Origin of the sequence: Paenarthrobacter nicotinovorans, from assembly GCF_007670255.1 — a bacterium.
Classification (GTDB): Bacteria; Actinomycetota; Actinomycetes; order Actinomycetales; family Micrococcaceae; genus Arthrobacter; species Arthrobacter nicotinovorans_B.
In genome coordinates, this window is sequence record NZ_SZVS01000014.1 from 58,271 (window position 1) to 77,068 (window position 18,798).

General features: G+C 63.3%; 17 protein-coding genes. 15 read left to right on the forward strand and 2 right to left on the reverse strand.

What is annotated here, in order from left to right:
- Positions 1-101: 101 nt before the first annotated feature.
- The 7 genes from FDP28_RS18355 to FDP28_RS18385 all read left to right on the forward strand — a co-directional run bounded on the left by FDP28_RS18355 (position 102) and on the right by FDP28_RS18385 (position 7,817).
- On the forward strand, positions 102-437 hold the full coding sequence (locus tag FDP28_RS18355) for a hypothetical protein (RefSeq protein ID WP_144663038.1): 336 nt from the start codon (positions 102-104) through the stop codon (positions 435-437).
- Between the two features lie 98 nt (positions 438-535).
- Positions 536-1,468 carry a 4-hydroxy-tetrahydrodipicolinate synthase gene (gene dapA, locus FDP28_RS18360; RefSeq protein WP_144663039.1) on the forward strand — a complete coding sequence of 311 codons (933 nt, stop codon included), beginning with the start codon at positions 536-538 and terminating at the stop codon, positions 1,466-1,468.
- Positions 1,469-1,474: 6 nt separating this feature from the next.
- Positions 1,475-3,166 (forward strand): ribonuclease J, encoded by a 1,692-nt coding sequence (locus tag FDP28_RS18365; protein WP_144663040.1) that lies wholly within the window; start codon positions 1,475-1,477, stop codon positions 3,164-3,166.
- A 75-nt stretch (positions 3,167-3,241) separates the two neighbouring features.
- On the forward strand, positions 3,242-6,103 hold the full coding sequence (locus FDP28_RS18370) for an FtsK/SpoIIIE family DNA translocase (protein WP_144663041.1): 2,862 nt from the start codon (positions 3,242-3,244) through the stop codon (positions 6,101-6,103).
- Positions 6,104-6,142: 39 nt separating this feature from the next.
- The gene (gene pgsA, locus FDP28_RS18375) at positions 6,143-6,745 is read left to right on the forward strand and encodes a CDP-diacylglycerol--glycerol-3-phosphate 3-phosphatidyltransferase (RefSeq protein ID WP_144663042.1); all 603 of its coding nucleotides are present in this window, start codon (positions 6,143-6,145) and stop codon (positions 6,743-6,745) included.
- The gene (locus tag FDP28_RS18380; RefSeq protein WP_144663043.1) at positions 6,742-7,245 is read left to right on the forward strand and encodes a CinA family protein; all 504 of its coding nucleotides are present in this window, start codon (positions 6,742-6,744) and stop codon (positions 7,243-7,245) included. Before pgsA ends, FDP28_RS18380 begins: the two co-directional genes overlap by 4 nt.
- Before the next feature lie 137 nt (positions 7,246-7,382).
- Complete coding sequence (locus tag FDP28_RS18385; protein ID WP_024820363.1) at positions 7,383-7,817, forward strand: helix-turn-helix domain-containing protein; 435 nt, start codon at positions 7,383-7,385, stop codon at positions 7,815-7,817.
- 119 nt (positions 7,818-7,936) lie between these two features.
- Here the strand turns inward: FDP28_RS18385 and FDP28_RS18390 are convergent, their stop codons facing one another.
- Positions 7,937-8,485, reverse strand: a complete 549-nt coding sequence (locus tag FDP28_RS18390; RefSeq protein ID WP_186313711.1) for a MarR family winged helix-turn-helix transcriptional regulator — start codon at positions 8,483-8,485, stop codon at positions 7,937-7,939.
- Between the two features lie 41 nt (positions 8,486-8,526).
- Between FDP28_RS18390 and FDP28_RS18395 the strand changes: the two genes are divergently transcribed.
- From FDP28_RS18395 to dapF, 6 genes are all read left to right on the forward strand, one after another.
- Entirely contained in the window at positions 8,527-8,751 is a 225-nt protein-coding gene (locus tag FDP28_RS18395; protein ID WP_144663044.1) for a DUF3046 domain-containing protein, read from the forward strand.
- Between the two features lie 255 nt (positions 8,752-9,006).
- Positions 9,007-10,047 (forward strand): recombinase RecA, encoded by a 1,041-nt coding sequence (gene recA / locus FDP28_RS18400; RefSeq protein ID WP_018779075.1) that lies wholly within the window; start codon positions 9,007-9,009, stop codon positions 10,045-10,047.
- Positions 10,037-10,579, forward strand: a complete 543-nt coding sequence (locus tag FDP28_RS18405; protein ID WP_144663045.1) for a regulatory protein RecX — start codon at positions 10,037-10,039, stop codon at positions 10,577-10,579. Before recA ends, FDP28_RS18405 begins: the two co-directional genes overlap by 11 nt.
- On the forward strand, positions 10,579-12,108 hold the full coding sequence (miaB, locus tag FDP28_RS18410) for a tRNA (N6-isopentenyl adenosine(37)-C2)-methylthiotransferase MiaB (protein WP_144663046.1): 1,530 nt from the start codon (positions 10,579-10,581) through the stop codon (positions 12,106-12,108). The genes FDP28_RS18405 and miaB overlap by 1 nt, the downstream gene beginning before the upstream one ends.
- Before the next feature lie 15 nt (positions 12,109-12,123).
- A complete protein-coding gene (gene miaA, locus FDP28_RS18415) occupies positions 12,124-13,059 on the forward strand; it encodes a tRNA (adenosine(37)-N6)-dimethylallyltransferase MiaA (RefSeq protein WP_144663047.1) in 936 nt (311 codons plus the stop codon).
- A 46-nt stretch (positions 13,060-13,105) separates the two neighbouring features.
- Positions 13,106-14,074, forward strand: a complete 969-nt coding sequence (dapF, locus tag FDP28_RS18420) for a diaminopimelate epimerase (RefSeq protein ID WP_144663048.1) — start codon at positions 13,106-13,108, stop codon at positions 14,072-14,074.
- Here the strand turns inward: dapF and FDP28_RS18425 are convergent.
- The gene (locus FDP28_RS18425; RefSeq protein WP_144663049.1) at positions 14,055-14,669 is read right to left on the reverse strand and encodes a class I SAM-dependent methyltransferase; all 615 of its coding nucleotides are present in this window, start codon (positions 14,667-14,669) and stop codon (positions 14,055-14,057) included. The genes dapF and FDP28_RS18425 overlap by 20 nt on opposite strands.
- 512 nt (positions 14,670-15,181) lie before the next feature.
- On the opposite strand from FDP28_RS18425, the gene hflX reads away from it, so the two are divergent.
- Positions 15,182-16,744: a GTPase HflX gene (gene hflX / locus FDP28_RS18430; RefSeq protein WP_144663050.1), complete on the forward strand. Its 1,563-nt coding sequence runs from the start codon at positions 15,182-15,184 to the stop codon at positions 16,742-16,744.
- Entirely contained in the window at positions 16,737-18,797 is a 2,061-nt protein-coding gene (locus FDP28_RS18435) for an ATP-dependent DNA helicase (protein WP_144663051.1), read from the forward strand. The genes hflX and FDP28_RS18435 overlap by 8 nt, the downstream gene beginning before the upstream one ends.
- Position 18,798 lies beyond the last annotated feature (1 nt).

The window sequence follows — 18,798 nt, forward strand, 5'->3', positions numbered from 1 at the left end:
CGATCGTCTCACAGCCAGCCTCCCTGCCTCGCGGATGGGACGGGATCACCGCAATGCCACCTGCCCTTGTGTTCGAATATATGTTCGAATACCATGGCGGCATGAATGAAGTTCCACTGCAGCCGGGCAGTCCGGGCGGTCCCATGAAAGCGATGAGCCCGGGAGTTGTCGACTTCCTTTTCAGGCAACTTGTGACCGGTGAACCTCCCGAGGACACGCAATGGCGCAGGGAGGGCACGGTGCTGGCTGAGCAGGCTCCCGGTGCCGAGTTGGCCCGTCGGTTGTCGGAGACCGATGTGGAGTCGCTGACCCCGCTGGAATTGTTCGAATATGTTCGGGCCTCCCAGCGGTTGGTCGCCTGGGCGGAGCAGCTTAAAGAGCGTGCCGTGGGCCAGTACTGCACGGGCCAACCGGCCAAGGCGCCGGGAGCCGCCTAGCCTTCGTGGCGTGCAGCCTGAGTGTTGGGGGAGTCAATGAGGACCGTCACGCGGTCTTCATTCTTCCAACATGGCCGTGACAAGGTAACGTTTTTCCTATGTCTGACGTTCGTACGCCCATTCCTGCCCTTGGTACCCTGCTGACCGCCATGGTCACCCCGTTCACCGAGGACGGCAAGGTTGACTACGACCAAGCCGCAGCACTGGCGGAAAAGCTTGTCCAGGACGGCTGCGACGGACTCGTGGTAACCGGCACCACGGGGGAGACCTCCACGCTTACGGACGATGAAAACCTGGGCATGTTCCGTGCGGTCAAGGAAGCGGTGGGTGGCAAGGCTGCCATCATCGCCGGTACCGGCACCAACGACACCGCCCACTCGGTACACCTGTCCCAGCGCGCAGCGGAGTTGGGCGTCGATGGTCTCCTGATCGTCACCCCGTACTACAACAAGCCGAGCCAGGCCGGCGTGCGCGCGCACTTCGAAACCATCGCATCGTCCACCGATTTGCCCGTCATGCTCTATGACATCCCGGGGCGTTCCTCCATCGCCATTGCGCCGGAGACCATGATCGAGCTGGCAAAGCACCAGAACATCGTGGCCGTCAAGGACGCCAAGGCTGATTTCGCCGCCGCGACGCGCGTCATGGCCGAGACCGATCTCCTCTTCTACTCGGGCGACGACGGCCTGACCCTGCAGTGGATGGCGCTCGGCGCCGTCGGCCTTGTGGGCGTCACCACCCACGTGGCCACGCGTCGCTTCCGCGAGCTGATCGACGCCGTCAACAACAACGACCTCGCCACGGCGCGGTCCATCAACTTTGAATTGGAACCCGTGGTCCGTGGAACCATGACGCGGGTCCAGGGCGCAGTAGCCGCCAAGCAGATTCTCAAGTGGCAGGGAGTCCTGCCCAACTCGGTTGTCCGTTTGCCCCTCGTGGAGCCGGACGCGGCCGAGATCGCAATCATCCGCGGGGACTTGGCGGAAGCTGGAATGGACTTCAGCGTCCAGGATGGTTCTGCCGGAAAGTAGCACAATATGACCCAAACCGCCCTTCCCGGACTGGTTACGCCGCCGAAACTGCCCAAAGGCACGCTGCGGATCGTTCCGCTCGGTGGACTGGGAGAGATCGGCCGCAACATGGCGGTCTTCGAAATCAACGGCAAGTTGCTCATTGTGGACTGCGGGGTGCTGTTCCCCGAGGAAACGCAGCCTGGCGTTGATCTGATCCTGCCCGATTTCTCGTACATCGAGAACCGGCTGGATGACGTCGTGGGCGTGGTCCTGACCCACGGACACGAAGACCACATCGGCGCGGTTCCCTACCTGCTGCGCCTCAAGGCCGACATTCCGCTGATCGGTTCACAGCTCACGCTTGCCCTGGTGGAAGCGAAGCTCCAGGAGCACCGGATCAAGCCCTACACGCTCACTGTCACCGAGGGGCAGGTGGAGCAGTTCGGTCCCTTCGAGTGCGAGTTCGTTGCAGTCAACCACTCCATCCCGGATGCCTTGGCGGTCTTCATCCGCACTGAGGGTGGCACTGTGCTGCACACCGGCGACTTCAAGATGGACCAGTTGCCGCTGGACGGCCGTATTACGGACCTCCGGCACTTCGCCCGCCTGGGTGAAGAAGGCGTGGACCTCTTCATGGCGGACTCCACCAACGCCGATGTCCCCGGGTTCACCACGGCCGAAAAGGAGATCGGGCCCACCCTGGACCGATTGTTCGGACAGGCGAAGAAGCGCATCATCGTTGCTTCCTTCTCTTCCCACGTCCACCGTGTCCAGCAGGTCCTCGATGCCGCGGCCAGGCATGGCCGCCAGGTGGCCTTCGTAGGCCGTTCCATGGTCCGGAACATGGCCATCGCGGCCAAGTTGGGGTACCTGGAGGTGCCGGACAACATCCTGGTTGACATCAAGAACATCGACAACCTGCCGGACGACCGTGTGGTCCTCATGTCCACCGGGTCCCAGGGTGAGCCCATGGCGGCGCTGTCGCGGATGGCCAACGGCGACCACCGGGTCATTGTCGGCAAGGGCGACACCGTCATCCTGGCGTCCAGCCTTATCCCGGGCAACGAGAATGCCGTGTTCCGCATCATCAACGGCCTTCTCAAGCTCGGCGCCGACGTCATTCACAAGGGCACGGCCAAAGTGCACGTCTCCGGGCACGCGGCAGCCGGGGAATTGCTCTACTGCTACAACATCCTTGAACCGCTCAACGCCATGCCTGTCCACGGTGAAACACGGCATCTGATCGCCAACGGCAACATCGCCCTGGAGTCGGGGGTGCCCTCTGACGGCATCATCCTCAGCGACAACGGCACTGTGATCGACCTCAAGGACCACGTGGCCAACATAGTGGGCCAGGTGGAAGTCGGATTCGTGTACGTCGATGGTTCCAGCGTTGGCGAGATTACCGACGCCGACCTGAAGGACCGCCGCGTTCTGGGAGACGAAGGCTTTATTTCCGTCATCACGGTCATCAACCGGGCCACCGGAAAGATCGTGTCCGGTCCTGAGATCCATGCCCGTGGCGTGGCCGAGGACGACTCCGTTTTCGACGAGATCATCCCCAAGATCAATACTGCCCTCGAAGAGGCTGTGCTCAATCACACAGACCACACCAACCACCAGCTTCAGCAAGTGGTGCGCAGGGTCATTGGTACCTGGGTGAACCGAAAGCTCCGCCGTCGTCCGATGATCATTCCGGTGGTCCTCGAGGCGTAGCCTGCCGGCAACATGAATACCCAAGGGGGTCTGAAATCCGCGGATTTCAGACCCCCTTGGGGTAGCGTGGCACCTATGGCGACCCGTACTACCTCCACGCCACGAGGCAGCTCAAGCAGTAAATCCGGCGGCAACGGCCGGAGCGGAGCCGCATCCAAATCCAGCGCCGCGGCCGGCAAAAGCGGCCGGGGCAGCACTGCCCGCACCAAGCAAGCGGCCTCCGTCGAGCCTCAAGCTCCGCTGCCGCTTCGCATGCTCTCCGGTGCCTGGCAGGGGATAGGGCACGTGGTGGGTGCCGGCGTCCGGCGCATCGGCCACGACGTCAGCGACCTCGACCCCGCGGACCGCAGGGACGGCGCGGCGCTGTTCAATCTGGTGCTGGGCGTCGCCATTGCCACCTTTGCCTGGTGGGGCCTTACAGGTTGGCTTCCCGACATCGTCTACAGCGTGGTCAACGGGACCTTTGGCTGGATGTCGTTGATCCTGCCTTTCATGCTTTTTGTGTGCGCCTTCCGCTTGTTCCGGAAGCCGCAGGACGGCCGTGGCAACAACCGTGTGGGCATCGGCTTCCTGATCATGACCCTGGCCGGTTCCGGACTGGCCCAGGTCATCGGCGGGCAACCCACCGTTGCCGACGGTTTTGACGGACTGCGCCGGGCGGGCGGCATGCTGGGCTTCCTCGCAGCGGCCCCGCTTGCAGCCATCCATGTGGCTGTTCCTGTCATCATCTACAGCCTCCTGGCCTTTGTTTCCCTGCTGATTGTCACTGCGACCCCGTTCGGCGCGATTCCGGCGCGGATCCGGGGCGCCTATGAACACCTCATGGGCGTCGATCTCATGGACGAGTTCGGCAAGGACGAGCACGACCGCAGTTATCTTTATGGCAACGACGCCTCAGCGCCCAAAAAGAAGAAGCGCATGCGCCTCTTCGGCAAGGACGAAGAACCCGACGCCGGTTTGGAAGGTTACGTCGGTGACGAGGCGTTCGAGCACGCAATTGTCGACGACGACGAACCTCCGGCTGCGTCCGCGCCCCGCGTCCCGCCCGGCGTGCGACGCCCGACGCAGGCTGAAATCGCGGTGGAGAAGATCAAGGCCGCCCAAGGCCTCGCTGGAGCGAACCCCGGCATCGACAACCCCACCGAAGCCATCCCCGTCCTGACGCCGGAAATGACCGCGCCCGTGGCGCCGCAGGTCCCGGCGCGCCCTGCGACCCCGCCGCCGCCCCCCACGCCGATTCCGCAGCGGACGGAGCAGTTGTCACTCGCCGGCGATGTCACGTACACGCTGCCGGCCTCGGACTACCTGACGCCGGGCTCTATTCCGAAGGAGCGCACGGAAGCCAATGACGCCGTCGTCGCCGCCCTGACGGACACCCTCACGCAGTTCAACGTCGACGCGCAGGTGACCGGCTTCAGCCGTGGTCCCACGGTGACCCGTTACGAGATCGAGCTTTCGCCAGGCACCAAGGTCGAACGCGTCACGGCGTTGTCGAAGAACATTTCCTACGCCGTGGCGTCCAGCGATGTCCGCATCCTCAGTCCCATCCCGGGCAAGTCCGCCATCGGTATCGAAATCCCCAACACCGACCGTGAGACCGTGTCCCTTGGCGATGTCCTCCGGAGCCAGAACGCGCGCCGCACGGACCACCCCATGGTCATGGGCGTGGGCAAGGACGTCGAGGGTGGCTACGTCGTGGCCAACCTTGCCAAGATGCCCCACCTCCTGGTTGCCGGTGCTACCGGTGCAGGTAAGTCGAGCTTTGTGAACTCGATGATCACCTCCATCCTCATGCGGGCCACCCCTGACGAAGTGCGCATGGTCATGGTGGACCCCAAACGTGTGGAACTGACGGCCTATGAGGGCGTTCCACACCTCATCACGCCCATCATCACCAACCCGAAGAAGGCCGCCGAGGCGCTGCAGTGGGTCGTCCGGGAGATGGACGCCCGCTACGACGACCTCGCCAACTACGGCTACAAACACATCGATGACTTCAACAAGGCCGTCCGGGCAGGGAAAGTAACGCCTCCGGTCGATTCGAAGCGCGTCATCAAGCCTTACCCGTACCTGCTGGTGATCGTGGACGAACTTGCCGACCTCATGATGGTGGCACCGCGCGACGTCGAAGACTCGATTGTCCGCATCACCCAGTTGGCCCGTGCCGCTGGTATCCACCTGGTCCTGGCTACCCAGCGACCGTCCGTGGACGTCGTCACCGGCCTCATCAAGGCGAACGTGCCCTCCCGCATGGCTTTTGCCACCTCGTCGGTTACGGACTCGCGGGTTGTGCTGGACCAGCCGGGCGCCGAGAAGCTCATCGGCCAGGGTGACGCATTGTTCCTGCCGATGGGTGCCTCCAAGGCCATGCGTGTCCAGGGCGCCTGGGTTTCGGAATCGGAAATCCACAAGGTCGTGGAGCACGTCAAGGGCCAGTTGCAGGCTGTGTACCGTGACGATGTCGCGGCCGAAGCGCCCAAGAAGCAGATTGACGACGACATTGGAGACGATCTCGAAGTCCTCCTGCAGGCCACCGAGCTCGTGGTCACCACGCAGTTCGGCTCGACCTCCATGCTGCAACGCAAGCTGCGCGTTGGCTTTGCCAAGGCTGGCCGCCTCATGGACCTGTTGGAATCCCGTGGTGTGGTGGGTCCGTCAGAGGGCTCCAAAGCACGTGACGTCCTGGTCAAGCCCGATGACCTTGCCGCCGTTCTCGCTGCGATGAAGGGCCAGGAGTCACCCGCTGCTCCTGACGCGCACACCGCGGCCTTGAGCGATAACGCGAACTCGAACATCGCCGTCGGCGGTTACGCAGAGGACCTGGTGCAGGCGGACCTGGACAACCGGACACAGGCCATTGACTACTACGACGGCGCAGACACGTCGGACGATGATGACGAGGGCGGCGAGGACGCGTGGTCGCTCACCGGGCGGTAGCCCCCCGGGAGCCTGACGCGGAGACGGTAGCCTAGAGGGGTGACTACAGCCGAGGGCGATAACGCTACTTCCAGCAGTTCCGATGTCTGGAACCTGCCCAACATCCTGACGATGCTGCGCATCGTCCTGGTGCCCTTCTTCGTCTGGTTCCTGGTGGCCGACAACGGCGGGTACGGGATCTGGCGCTGGGCCGCGGTGCTTGCTTTCGCGGTAGCAATCTACACGGACAAGCTCGACGGCGACATCGCCCGGGCGCGCGGCCTCATCACGAACTTCGGCAAGATCGCCGATCCGATCGCGGACAAGCTGCTCATCGGTTCAGCCTTGGTGCTGCTGTCCATCCTGGGGGAGCTGCCATGGTGGGTCACCATCCTCATCCTGGTTCGCGAATGGGGCATTACGGCACTGCGCTTTGTGGTCATCCGTTACGGCGTCATGCCCGCCTCCCGCGGCGGAAAACTCAAGACCGTCGTTCAAACCGTGGCGATCTTCCTTTATGTCCTCCCGCTGAAAGCCATCGCCCCGTGGCTGGGCGACGTTGCGTTCTGGGTGATGATGGTGGCCCTGGCCATCACGCTGTGGACCGGCGTCGAATACGTCATCCAAGCCATGCGGCTGCGTGCGGCGGGACGTCGCCGATGAAGTCCGGAGAGGCCGCAGCGGGCATTGCGACAACAGCCGTAGGGATCGCTGTCCGCAACCGTTTGACGGTTGCCACGGCAGAGTCATTGACCGCCGGGCTTGTCGCGGCGACGCTCGCCAACACTCCGGGTGCGTCCGCCATGTTGCAGGGCGGCGTCGTCGCCTACCAGAACTCCGTCAAGGCCGCAGTTCTGGGGGTTCCGGAAGCTCTTCTCGCGGAGGTTGGTTCTGTTGACGGCGGCGTCGCCGAGGCGATGGCCGACGGCGCGCGCCGGGCTTGCGCTGCCGACATTGGAATATCGACCACTGGCGTTGCCGGCCCCGAGCCGCACGATGGCAAGGCCGTCGGCACTGTGTTCGTGGGCGTCGCCTCGTCACGGGGTGCGGCGTCCTTTGAGTACAGCTTTGCCGGCGACCGGCAGTCCATCCGCGAACAGGCCTGCGAGGCTGCCCTGGCGCGTCTGCTTGCCGCGCTGGATGACGTTGGTTACCGTTCGTAAAGTAGTCGGGAACAAAAACTCATTGCCAATAGTTGTGTCATTGTGTCGCTTCGGAAGAGCCGAGGCGCCTAGGATGTAAAAACATACCCGGTCCGCCACCTGGCGAACCGGACCAACGAGGGAGCATGGCGATACAGATGGTAAAGCAGCCCGTATCCGTAAACGGCGTTGTCCGCTGGAAGGATGTGGGCTTGGCTGATCAGACACAGAGCGAACAGAAGGAGCGCAAAATGGTTGTACTACGCCACGAGATCGGTGATGTACTGCGCGATGTCCGCCAGCGTCAGGGCCGTACCCTCCGCGAGGTTTCGCACAGCGCCCGCGTCTCACTTGGTTACTTGAGTGAAGTGGAACGTGGCCAGAAGGAGGCTTCTTCCGAGCTCCTGTCGTCAATCTGCACAGCCTTGGACGTTCCGTTGTCCCACATGCTTCGCGAAGTCAGCGACCGCGTAGCGGTCGCAGAAGGTGTTGCCGTTCCGGACACCGTCCCCCAGGAATTCTCGCAGCGCTACGGCCGCGATCTGGACCTCACGGACGACTTCCCCCAAGGAATGCTCTCCGGAGCCCGGTAGGCGGCGCTTACAAGCAATGAAGAAGGTCCCCAGCCTCAGGCTGGGGACCTTCTTCATTGGCGCTGATTTAACTGGTGCTGATTTTCCGGGCGCTGGCCGCTTGGGCGGTTGATCGCAGGTCAGTCGCCGGCTGAAGTATCGGCGGTGTCGATTCCAGGTTCCTTGGGGCCAAGGTCCTTCAGGGCGCCGTCTCCGTAGATGGCATTGAGGCGTCCCATGTAATCGGCCAAGGTCTGGACATCCTCCAGGGGCCATTCGCCGAGCCGCTCCCGAAACACCTGGCGGCGCGCATCCTGGACCAGGTGCATCTTTTCCTCGCCCTTCTCCGTCAGGCGGATGGACTGTGCCCGGCCATCCTGGGGATCGGCTTCCTTGTAAACCAAGCCGATGCTCTCCAGGAAGGCGATCTGGCGGCTCACGGAGGGCTTGCCCACGCCGATGCAGGTGGCCAGGTCCGTCAGCCGGATCGGGCCTTCCCTGCGGATGACGGTCAAGAGACCATAGGCGGCCGGTTCCATGTCCGGATGAACCTGACGGGACAACTGATGGGAGATCGAACGGGCGCGGCGCCAGAGCAGGCTCAGCTGGTGTTCGACCTGCTGGAGGGCGTCGTCGACGTCGTCGCCTGGCACGGCCGAACCCGGCGTGCTCTGGAGAGGATTGCTCATGGCAACCATTCTAGAGTCCACTGCCATGAGAGACTCTATCCGTGAGGGCAAGTGACTTTTGGCGACTGATGGACGACGAGTTCGGGGCCGGCTACTCCCGTGTCCTGGCCAGTTCGTTGGTCCTGGCCGGCGTTGGAGGCCGCACGGCTGTTGAGGCTTTGGCTGCCGGATACCATCCCCGCGAGGTATGGCTGGCCGTGTGCGAGGTACAGGACGTGCCTCCCGAACGCAGGCTGGGCAGGGACATCAAGCCCGCTTCGAACTGAACAGCTACTGGCGCTGCCGCTGCGGGGCGTGGGGACACGCCGCAGTGTTGTTCGAATATCTGTTCGGATAGGGATATGCTCCTTTGAGAGGAAAATTGATTCCGTAGGACGCATTCCCCAGCTTCCGGCAGCCAGGTTATCCACATAGCCGTAGTCGGCAACTAATAATGTCAGGCCGCCGTAATAGCGTCTGAGATGACAGGAAAGCGGCCTATCGGGCCACTCCACAGCGAGAAAGCATCAGAGGTGTGAACCATGGCGGCAACCCCGGATCGTGAGAAGGCGCTCGAAGCAGCGCTTGCCCAGATTGACAAGCAGTTCGGCAAAGGCTCCATCATGCGCTTGGGTGACGATACCCGCGCGCCCATCGAAGTCATTCCCACCGGGTCCATTGCGCTGGACGTGGCCCTTGGCATTGGCGGCCTGCCCCGTGGCCGTGTCGTGGAAATCTACGGCCCGGAATCCTCGGGTAAGACCACCGTTGCCCTGCACGCCGTGGCCAACGCGCAGCGCGCGGGCGGCATCGCTGCCTTCATTGACGCCGAACACGCGCTTGACCCGGATTATGCCGCCAAGCTGGGCGTAGACACCGATGCCCTCCTTGTCTCCCAGCCGGATACCGGTGAGCAGGCCTTGGAAATCATGGACATGCTGGTGGGTTCCGGTTCGCTGGACATCATCGTCATCGACTCCGTGGCAGCCCTGGTTCCCCGCGCCGAAATCGAAGGCGAGATGGGCGACTCCCACGTTGGCCTTCAGGCCCGTCTCATGAGCCAGGCCCTGCGTAAGATCACGGGCCGCCTGAGCCAGACCAAGACCACCGCGATCTTCATCAACCAGCTGCGTGAGAAGATCGGCGTCTTCTTCGGATCGCCGGAAACCACCACCGGTGGTAAGGCCCTGAAGTTCTACGCATCGGTCCGCATCGACGTCCGCCGCATCCAGACCCTCAAGGAGGGCGCGGATTCCGTCGGTAACCGCACCAAGGCCAAGATCGTCAAGAACAAGATGGCTCCGCCCTTCAAGATCGCTGAGTTCGACATCATCTACGGTCAGGGCATCTCCCGCGAGGGCGGCATCATCGACATGGGCGTTGAGCACGGCATCATCAAGAAGTCGGGTTCATGGTTCACCTATGACGGCGATCAGCTTGGCCAAGGCATGGAAAACTCCCGGCGATTCCTGCGGGACAACCCTGAGCTTGCCCAAGAGCTGGAGCGCCTGATCAAGGAGAAGCTCGGCGTCGGCGTCAAGCCGGAGGAAGACTCCCCGAAGCTGAAGGCCGTTGACGGCTAGAACCGGGCCGGACCCGGAATCTGCCATAGCTGCAGATTCCGAGCCCGACCCCGAATCCGTGGCGCGCGCCATCGTCCTTCGGCAGTTGACGATGGCGCCACGGAGCCGGCTGCAGTTGTCCCGCAAACTTGCTGAGCGCAACGTTCCCGAAGAAGTCGCAGAAGCGGTGCTGGACCGCTTTGAGGAAGTTCAGCTCATTGATGACGCTGAGTTTGCCCGGATGTGGGTTCGAAGCCGCTCGCAGAGCAAGAAGCTGGCCAAGAGTGCGCTTCGTCGCGAATTGGCGGACAAGGGAATCGACCTCGAGTCGGCAGAAGATGCGCTCTCGCAGCTCAGCGACCAAGACGAAGAGTCGGCTGCCCGCGATCTCGTGGAGCGCAAGCTTCGCCCGGGCATGAACCTTTCGGATCGTGCTGAGCGGGACAAGCACACGCGCAGGTTGGCTTCCATGTTGGCCCGCAAGGGCTACGCCCCCTCATTGGCGTTCAGAATCGTCGGTGAGGTGCTTGCAGAAGCCGGTACCCTTGAGTAGTGAGTTTGACCATTCCTTCCCCAACAGCGCCCGCCAGTCCCTCTGCTGAGCCCAGGACCTACCAGGTCCGCACCTTCGGCTGCCAGATGAATGTCCATGATTCAGAGCGCATGGCGGGATTGCTGGAGGACGCCGGCTACGTGCCTGCCGAGGGCGATCTCGCCGACGTCGTGGTCTTCAATACCTGCGCCGTCCGCGAGAATGCGGACAACAAGCTCTACGGGAACCTTGGCCAACTGCGGCAGGTCAAAGAAGCCAACCCCGGAATGCAAATCGCTGTTGGGGGATGCCTGGCCCAGAAGGACCGCGAAACCATCGTCCGGAAGGCGCCATGGGTTGACGCTGTCTTTGGCACGCACAACGTTGGAGCGCTCCCGGCCCTCCTCAACCGCGCCCGTCACAACAATGAGGCCCAGCTCGAGATTTTGGAATCCCTGGACGTCTTCCCGTCCACGCTCCCGACCAAGCGCGAATCCGTGTATTCCGGGTGGGTTTCCATTTCGGTGGGATGCAACAACACCTGTACGTTCTGCATCGTGCCCTCCCTCCGCGGCAAGGAAAAGGACCGGCGTCCCGGCGAGATCCTCGCCGAGATCCAGGCCCTCGTTGACGACGGAGTAGTTGAAGTCACCCTTCTCGGTCAGAACGTCAATTCCTACGGCGTTGAATTCGGCGACCGTCAGGCGTTCTCCAAACTGCTGCGGGCCTGTGGCGACATCGAAGGCCTCGAGCGGGTGCGTTTCACCAGCCCCCACCCGGCGGCGTTCACGGACGATGTCATTGATGCCATGGCTGAAACCCCCAACGTGATGCCCCAGCTCCATATGCCCCTGCAGTCGGGATCGGACAAGGTACTCAAGGACATGCGTCGTTCGTACCGTTCCAGCCGTTTCCTGGGCATCCTCGACAAAGTGCGGGAGCGGATTCCGCACGCCGCGATTACAACAGACATCATTGTGGGCTTCCCAGGGGAGACCGAGGAAGACTTCCAGGCGACGTTGGATGTCGTCGGGAAGTCCAGGTTCTCCTCGGCCTTCACCTTCCAGTACTCCAAGCGTCCCGGAACACCGGCAGCTGAACTTCCGGACCAGCTGCCCAAAGCGGTGGTCCAAGACCGTTTCGAGCGGCTCACAGCTTTGCAGGACCGGATCGCTGCCGAAGAAAACGCAGCTCAGCTTGGACGCCAGGTCGAGGTGCTGGTGACGGCCCAGGCCGGCAGGAAAGCCGGGGAGACCCACCGTCTCTCCGGCCGGTCGAAAGACCAGAGGCTCGTCCACTTCTCCGTCCCGGAAGGGGCTGAAACTCCGCGTCCTGGTGACTTTGTCACCGTGACCATCACGGAGGCTGCTGCATTCCACCTGGTAGCCGACCCCGCAAGCAGCACCGACTACGTCCTGCGGCGTTCCCGCGCCGGAGATGCCTGGGACCGGTCGCAGGCCGACTCCTGCGGTGTCCCCGCTCCTGGCACTTCCAACGGCAAGACGGGCGTGTCCTTGGGCATGCCCGCGCTGCCCGTCCGTCGCGCGTAACCGAGCCTGGAATCCATGTCGCATTTCCGGGAAAGCCGGCACTCCAAGGACGCCCGGCAGGTCATCGCCGTCGTAGGCCCTACGGGTTCGGGCAAGTCGGATCTTGGCGTCAATCTTGCCCTGGCCCTCGACGGAGAAGTGATCAACGCCGATGCCCTGCAGTTCTACAGGGGCATGGACATCGGCACCGCGAAGATCAGCATGGAGGAGCGCAAGGGCATTCCCCATCATCTTCTGGACACCCTGGACGTAACTGAAGAAGCAAGTGTGGCTGACTTCCAGGTGGAATGCCGCGCGGCCATTGAGGGTGTCCACTCCCGCGGGAAGCGTGCCATCGTGGTGGGCGGATCGGGGCTCTATGTGCGCGCTGCACTGGATATCCTCGAATTTCCGGGCACAGATCCCGCCTTGAGGCAGAGCTTGGAGCAAGAGTACGAAGAAAAAGGACTTGCTCCATTGAGGGCCCGGCTGGAAAAAGCGGATCCCGTATCGGCCGCACGTCTGGGCGACGCCCGAAGGGTGATCCGTGCACTGGAGGTTTTCGAACTGACGGGCCGGCCATTCAGTTCCTTCATGCCCCAGCGCGAGTACTACCAGCCCGCCGTCCAGATCGGCTTGTCCGTGGACCGCGACGAACTCAGGGAACGGCTCGCCCACCGCGTGCACCGGATGGTGGAGGCCGGCCTGGGGGACGAGGTCCAGCGGCTCGAGGGCCACGGCTTGCGGCGGGGGAAAACAGCATCGCGGGCTTTGGGCTATGCCCAGTTCCTCAAGGTCCTGGACGGCGATATGGACGTGCCGGACGCAGTCGAGGAAACCATCGTCGCCACCAGGCAGTTTGCCCGCCGCCAGCTCACCTGGTTCCGCGCTGATCCGCGGATTTCCTGGCTGGACTGGAAGGACCCCGACATCGTGGCCAAGGCAGTCTCGCTGATTGGCGCGCAGGGATAGCTTGGCAATTTCTGGCCGAACACACGTGGAAGGTAGCCTTGATTCCATGGATGCAAACGCCGCAGTTCCCACGCGCCAGCCCTCCGCTGCCGACGCCACGAATGCCACCTCAAGCCTTGCCGGATTGGCGTTTTCCAAGGGGCACGGAACCGGCAACGACTTTGTCCTGATTGCGGATCCCGGGGACGCCCACGAGATCACCGCCGAGCAGGTTGCCCAATTGTGCAACCGCCACACAGGCATCGGCGGCGACGGTCTGATCCGTGCCGTTCCCTCCCGGTTCCTCCCGGAGGGCCGGGCACTGCTGGACGTGGATCCCGCAGCGGAGTGGTTCATGGACTACCGCAACGGCGATGGCTCCCTGTCCGAAATGTGCGGCAATGGCGTGCGCGTCTTTGTCCACTTCCTCAGCGAACAGGGCCTGGTCGATCTTGGACCGGGTGAGGTCCTCACGATCGGCACACGTGGAGGCGTCAAAAAGGTGGTGCGAACCGCCAACGGTTATGCCGTGGACATGGGTCCTTGGGAGTTTATTTTCCCTGAAGAGGCAACCAGCAAGGCCATGGACGCCCTGGTCAGCGCGGACGGCCTGGAAGTGGCCCGGCCCGGTCTCTCGGTCAGCATGGGCAACCCGCACACGGTTGTTGCCCTGGCCGAACTCAGCGAGCTCTCGGCCACCCAGTTGTTCAAAGCCCCTGTGGTCGACCCCAAGCCAGCCAATGGCACGAACGTCGAATTTGTCGTCCCCGCTGAACCGTTGGTGGAGGATGGAGTGGGAACCATCACCATGCGCGTGCACGAGCGGGGAGTGGGCGAGACCCAGTCCTGCGGCACCGGAGCTTGTGCAGCGGCGGTGGCGATCCGTCACTGGGCGGGCAGTACGGCACCCAACGATTGGCATGTGAAGGTTCCCGGCGGCGTCGTCGGCGTGAAATTCTTCCCGGGCGCGGGCGGCCGCGAGCACGTGGAGCTGAGCGGGCCTGCAGTCATTGTGGCTAGCGGGACGCTTTCCTGACGCGAAGGATCCTGAAGGACTTGGAGGTGCTTTCACGGGACACCGTGAATGACTCGTCCAGTTCAGCTGCCAGCCAGCGTTGCAGGGAGTCCGAACCCAGGTTCTTTTGGACCACAAGCCACGCGTTGCCACCGGGAGCGAGCCGGGGCAGCCAGGTGAGCAGCAGCGAGTGCAGTTCGTCCTTGCCGATGCGGATGGGGGGATTGGACCAGATGGTGTCGAATTCGACGGCGGGGTCCACCTCCTGCGGCAAGCTTGCCGTTACGTTGTCCAGGCCCAGTGCGGCCGCATTCTCATTGGTCAGCACCACGCAGCGTTCGTTGACATCCACGGCGTAGACACGGGCATTCGGTGCCTTCAACCCGAGGGTCAGGGCAATCGGGCCCCAACCGCAGCCGATGTCCAAAAGGTTGCCACGGGGCGACGGGGGCGGGACCTCGGATAGGAGGATCGCCGTACCCTTGTCGATGCCGTCGGGGCTGAAGATTCCCGAGGAGGTCTGCAGATGGCGCGTAGCCCCGGCGAGCTCCACCGTGAGCGGCTTGCGGGTGAACGGTCCAGCCGGTTGGGCAGTGAAATAGTGTGCAGACTCCATAATTTGCCAGATTAGTTGGCTATCGGCGCCTTGGGAAACTGCCTTCGACCAAGGCCCGGTTTGACAGGGCTGATAGTATTTAATCCATGTTCTTGGTCTTTGAGTAATTCGCCGAATCCACGCCTGGGCTTCCAGGCGTACGACGGCACCGCCCGCGATGCAGGCCCAGCTTGGCTCCAATGCCCGGCTTACGGCCTTTCCGCCCGGCAGGTCCCAACGGCAAACGTCCATCGCTGCGATTCCGTAGCGCCGGATGCTCAGAAGATCAATCCACGCCCCCGATCCCAGGTCGTGTCATCACAGGACCTATGGGGGCCAGCACCAGGACTTCCGACACGCCAAGGCCTTCCCGCGGATCCACCCCCAGATCACCGACGCCAGAGCCCAGCAGGCCACCGGCGTCCAACACACAGGAGGGCACTTTGGCCAAAGCCGGTCAGCCCAGCGCGAAGAGCGCCCCATCAAGCAACAAACAGCACTATTCTGGAATTGCCGAACAGTCTAAGGAGACCATGACCACCCAGAAGCACTCCGGATCCGATTCCGACGCCCAGGACATGAGTCCTGAACAAATCCAGGCCGTCATCGACCGGATTCTTTCCAAGGATGTCCCCGCGCAGGCACCTGAGGACACCGACGCCAATGGCGTGTTCGGCAAGGCGCAGGCCATCTCGACCCTGGACCAAGAGCACAGCATTTTCGACGGCGACCAGGAAGACCTCGCTGAACGCCGCGCCCTGCGCCGTACCGCAGGATTGTCCACCGAACTCGAAGACGTCACCGAAGTTGAATACCGCCAGCTGCGCCTTGAGCGCGTCGTTCTCGCCGGCCTGTGGACAGAAGGCACCTTGGCCGACGCAGAGAACTCCCTGCGTGAACTGGCGGCCCTGGCTGAAACCGCGGGCTCGGAAGTCCTTGATGGATTGGTCCAGCGGCGCACCAAGCCGGACCCTGGAACGTTCCTCGGCTCCGGCAAGGCGCAGGAACTCAAGGACATCGTCGCCGCCACCGGTGCGGATACCGTCGTCGTTGATACCGAGCTGGCCCCGTCCCAACGACGCGGGCTGGAGGACATTGTCAAGGTCAAGGTCGTCGACCGGACCACGCTCATCCTGGACATCTTCGCCCAGCACGCCAAGAGCCGCGAAGGCAAGGCCCAAGTGGAGCTCGCCCAGTTGGAATACCTGCTTCCACGCCTTCGTGGTTGGGGTGAATCCATGTCCCGCCAGGCCGGTGGCCAGGTCGGTGGTGCCGGCGCCGGCATGGGCTCACGTGGTCCCGGTGAAACGAAAATCGAACTGGACCGTCGCCGAATCCGTACGCGCATGGCCAAACTTCGGCGTGAAATCGCCGCGATGAAGCCGGCCCGCGAGACCAAACGTGCCAACCGCCGTCGTAATGCTGTTCCGTCCGTCGCGATCGCAGGGTACACCAACGCCGGTAAGTCGTCTCTGTTGAACCGCCTGACAGATGCCGGCGTCCTGGTGGAGAACGCGCTGTTCGCCACGTTGGATCCGACCGTCCGTAAAGCGCAAACCCCCGACGGCATCGGCTACACCCTGGCCGACACCGTGGGCTTCGTGCGTTCCCTGCCCACCCAACTGGTCGAGGCCTTCCGGTCGACACTGGAGGAAGTGGCTGACGCGGACCTCATCCTGCATGTCGTGGACGCCTCGCACCCGGACCCCGAGGGGCAGATCGCCGCAGTGCGGGCTGTCTTTTCCGAGGTGGATGCTCGTAAGGTTCCCGAAATCATCGTCCTGAACAAGGTTGATGTGGCAGACCCCTTCGTGGTGGAACGCCTTAAGCAGAAGGAACCCCGCCATGCTGTGGTTTCCACCCGTACGGGCCAGGGAATCGCTGAACTGCTGGAGGAGATCAGCCGGTCCATTCCGCGCCCGGGCGTGCGGCTGGAGCTCCTGATTCCGTACGATCGCGGCGAGCTGATCAGCAAGCTGCACAGCTCTGATTCGGAGATCCTCAGCATCGATCACGAGGAAAACGGCACACGCATAGTGGTCATGGTCCGTGAAGGACTGGCGGCCGAGCTGGAGTCATTCGTCAGCAATGGTTGAGAAGGTGGCGGCGGACGCCGTCAAGTCGGTGGGGGAAAAGGCCACTCTCGAATTGTTGGACCGGGCTGTGGCAGGCATGGGCGGCCAAAGCCGTGCCGGCCAGCACGAGATGGCCAAGCACGTCACCCGGGCCATCGAAAACGGAGAGCATCTGCTGGTCCAGGCGGGAACGGGAACAGGCAAGTCGTTGGCTTACCTGATCCCGTTGATCGCACATTCCATGGACAGCGACAAGCCGACGCTCGTGTCCACCGCCACCTTGGCACTCCAGACGCAGATTGTGGGCAGGGATCTGCCACGGCTCCTGGAGACGATTAATCCCGCACTCGAGCGGCCGGTCAACGTGGCGCTCGTGAAGGGCCGTGCCAATTACGTCTGCCTGCAGAAGCTGGAGGGCGGCTTCCCCAGCGAGGAGCCGTCGGAGGGCCAACTGTTCTCCTTGGGCGAGGACACCAGTGTTCCGCACTTCGCGGCGTCCATGGGAGGGCCGCAATCACAGCTTGGCAAGGAAGTCGTCCGTCTGCGTGAATGGGCTGAAAAGACTGCCACGGGAGACCGGGATGAACTGATGCCCGGCGTTACGGACCGGGCCTGGCGGCAGGTGTCCGTGACATCCATGGAGTGCTTGGGGGCCCAGAAATGCCCTCTCGCGGAGGAGTGCTTCAGCGAGTTGGCCCGGGCGCGGGCCGCTGAGGCCGACGTCGTTGTCACCAACCACGCGATGCTGGCTGTCAGCGCTTTCGAAGGACTGGCCGTCCTCCCTGAATACGACGTCGTGGTGGTTGACGAAGCCCACGAGTTGCAGGACCGCGTGACCGGGGCCGTCACCGGGCAGTTGTCCGTTGCCATGGTTCATGCCGCGGCATCGAGTGCACGTAAACACACCGCCATTACGGTCGATGCCCTCAACGCTGCCGCGGACCGCCTTGATATGGCCATTGCGGGGGTTCCCAACGGACTGCTGCCCAGTGGCCTGAATGATGAACAGCTTGACTGCCTCGACCAGCTGCGGGACGCCACCCGCGCCGCTTTGTCGGATTCGAAGACTGATGCATCCAACGCAGCCGACGGCGGCCGCCAACTGGCGCGCTCACGGCTCATGCTCATCCTTGAGCTGTGTGAGCGGATGCTTGCCGCCAAGGAGAACCGCGAAGTCGTCTGGTTCTCCCGTAACAGCACCTTTGATCCCCAGCAGGGCTACTCACAACCGGATGACACTGCTCCGGCGCTCATCAACATCGCGCCCCTGAGCGTGGCCGGACGCTTGCGCGAGGGTTTGTTTGCAGGACACACGGTGGTGTTGACGTCGGCGACACTGGCCATCGGTTCCGCTTTTGAGCCTGCCGCGGGAGGGCTCGGCCTGATTGGTGATGGCGCCCCGAGCTGGACGGGGATCGACGTCGGTTCGCCGTTCGACTACCCCAAGCAGGGGGTGCTGTACGTGGCAAAGCACCTGCCCAAGCCCGGCCGCGGCACTTCGCCGGAGGCCCTGGACGAATTGGAAGATTTGATACGGGCTTCGGGCGGGGGAGCGCTGTGCCTCTTCTCGTCACGGCGGGCAGCCGAAGAGGCGGCCGATGCCATGCGCCTCCGCTTGGATGTCGACATTCTCTGCCAGGGCGAGTCCACCATGGCTGCCTTGGTCAAGCAATTCGCCGATGAACCAGATACGTGCCTCTTCGGAACCATGTCCCTGTGGCAAGGTGTGGATGTTCCGGGTGGATCGTGCCGTCTCGTGGTCATTGACCGCATCCCGTTCCCGCGACCGGATGATCCGCTCATGACGGCCCGCTCCCGTGCGGTGGCGCAGTCCGGCGGCAATGGCTTCATGGCAGTTTCCGCCACCCACGCTGCCATCCGGCTGGCGCAGGGCGCAGGGCGCCTGATCCGTTCGACGGGGGACAAGGGCGTCGTGGCAGTTTTGGACTCACGACTCTCGACGGAACGCTACGGCGGTTTCCTGCGGGCCGCTCTGCCGCCCTTCTGGGCCACGACGGACCGCGCGGTGGTACGCGGGGTCCTGGAGCGTCTGGGATCCGCCCGGAAGGCCTGAG

Bases quoted from the DNA above. Each gene is read 5' to 3' on its own strand.
- FDP28_RS18355 (WP_144663038.1), top strand. From the start codon at position 102: ATGAATGAAGTTCCACTGCAGCCGGGCAGTCCGGGCGGTCCCATGAAA.
- dapA (WP_144663039.1), top strand. From the start codon at position 536: ATGTCTGACGTTCGTACGCCCATTCCTGCCCTTGGTACCCTGCTGACC.
- FDP28_RS18365 (WP_144663040.1), top strand. From the start codon at position 1,475: ATGACCCAAACCGCCCTTCCCGGACTGGTTACGCCGCCGAAACTGCCC.
- FDP28_RS18370 (WP_144663041.1), top strand. From the start codon at position 3,242: ATGGCGACCCGTACTACCTCCACGCCACGAGGCAGCTCAAGCAGTAAA.
- FDP28_RS18380 (WP_144663043.1), top strand. From the start codon at position 6,742: ATGAAGTCCGGAGAGGCCGCAGCGGGCATTGCGACAACAGCCGTAGGG.
- FDP28_RS18385 (WP_024820363.1), top strand. From the start codon at position 7,383: ATGGTAAAGCAGCCCGTATCCGTAAACGGCGTTGTCCGCTGGAAGGAT.
- FDP28_RS18390 (WP_186313711.1), bottom strand. From the start codon at position 8,485: ATGAGCAATCCTCTCCAGAGCACGCCGGGTTCGGCCGTGCCAGGCGAC.
- recA (WP_018779075.1), top strand. From the start codon at position 9,007: ATGGCGGCAACCCCGGATCGTGAGAAGGCGCTCGAAGCAGCGCTTGCC.
- miaA (WP_144663047.1), top strand. From the start codon at position 12,124: ATGTCGCATTTCCGGGAAAGCCGGCACTCCAAGGACGCCCGGCAGGTC.
- dapF (WP_144663048.1), top strand. From the start codon at position 13,106: ATGGATGCAAACGCCGCAGTTCCCACGCGCCAGCCCTCCGCTGCCGAC.
- FDP28_RS18425 (WP_144663049.1), bottom strand. From the start codon at position 14,669: ATGGAGTCTGCACACTATTTCACTGCCCAACCGGCTGGACCGTTCACC.
- hflX (WP_144663050.1), top strand. From the start codon at position 15,182: ATGACCACCCAGAAGCACTCCGGATCCGATTCCGACGCCCAGGACATG.
- FDP28_RS18435 (WP_144663051.1), top strand. From the start codon at position 16,737: ATGGTTGAGAAGGTGGCGGCGGACGCCGTCAAGTCGGTGGGGGAAAAG.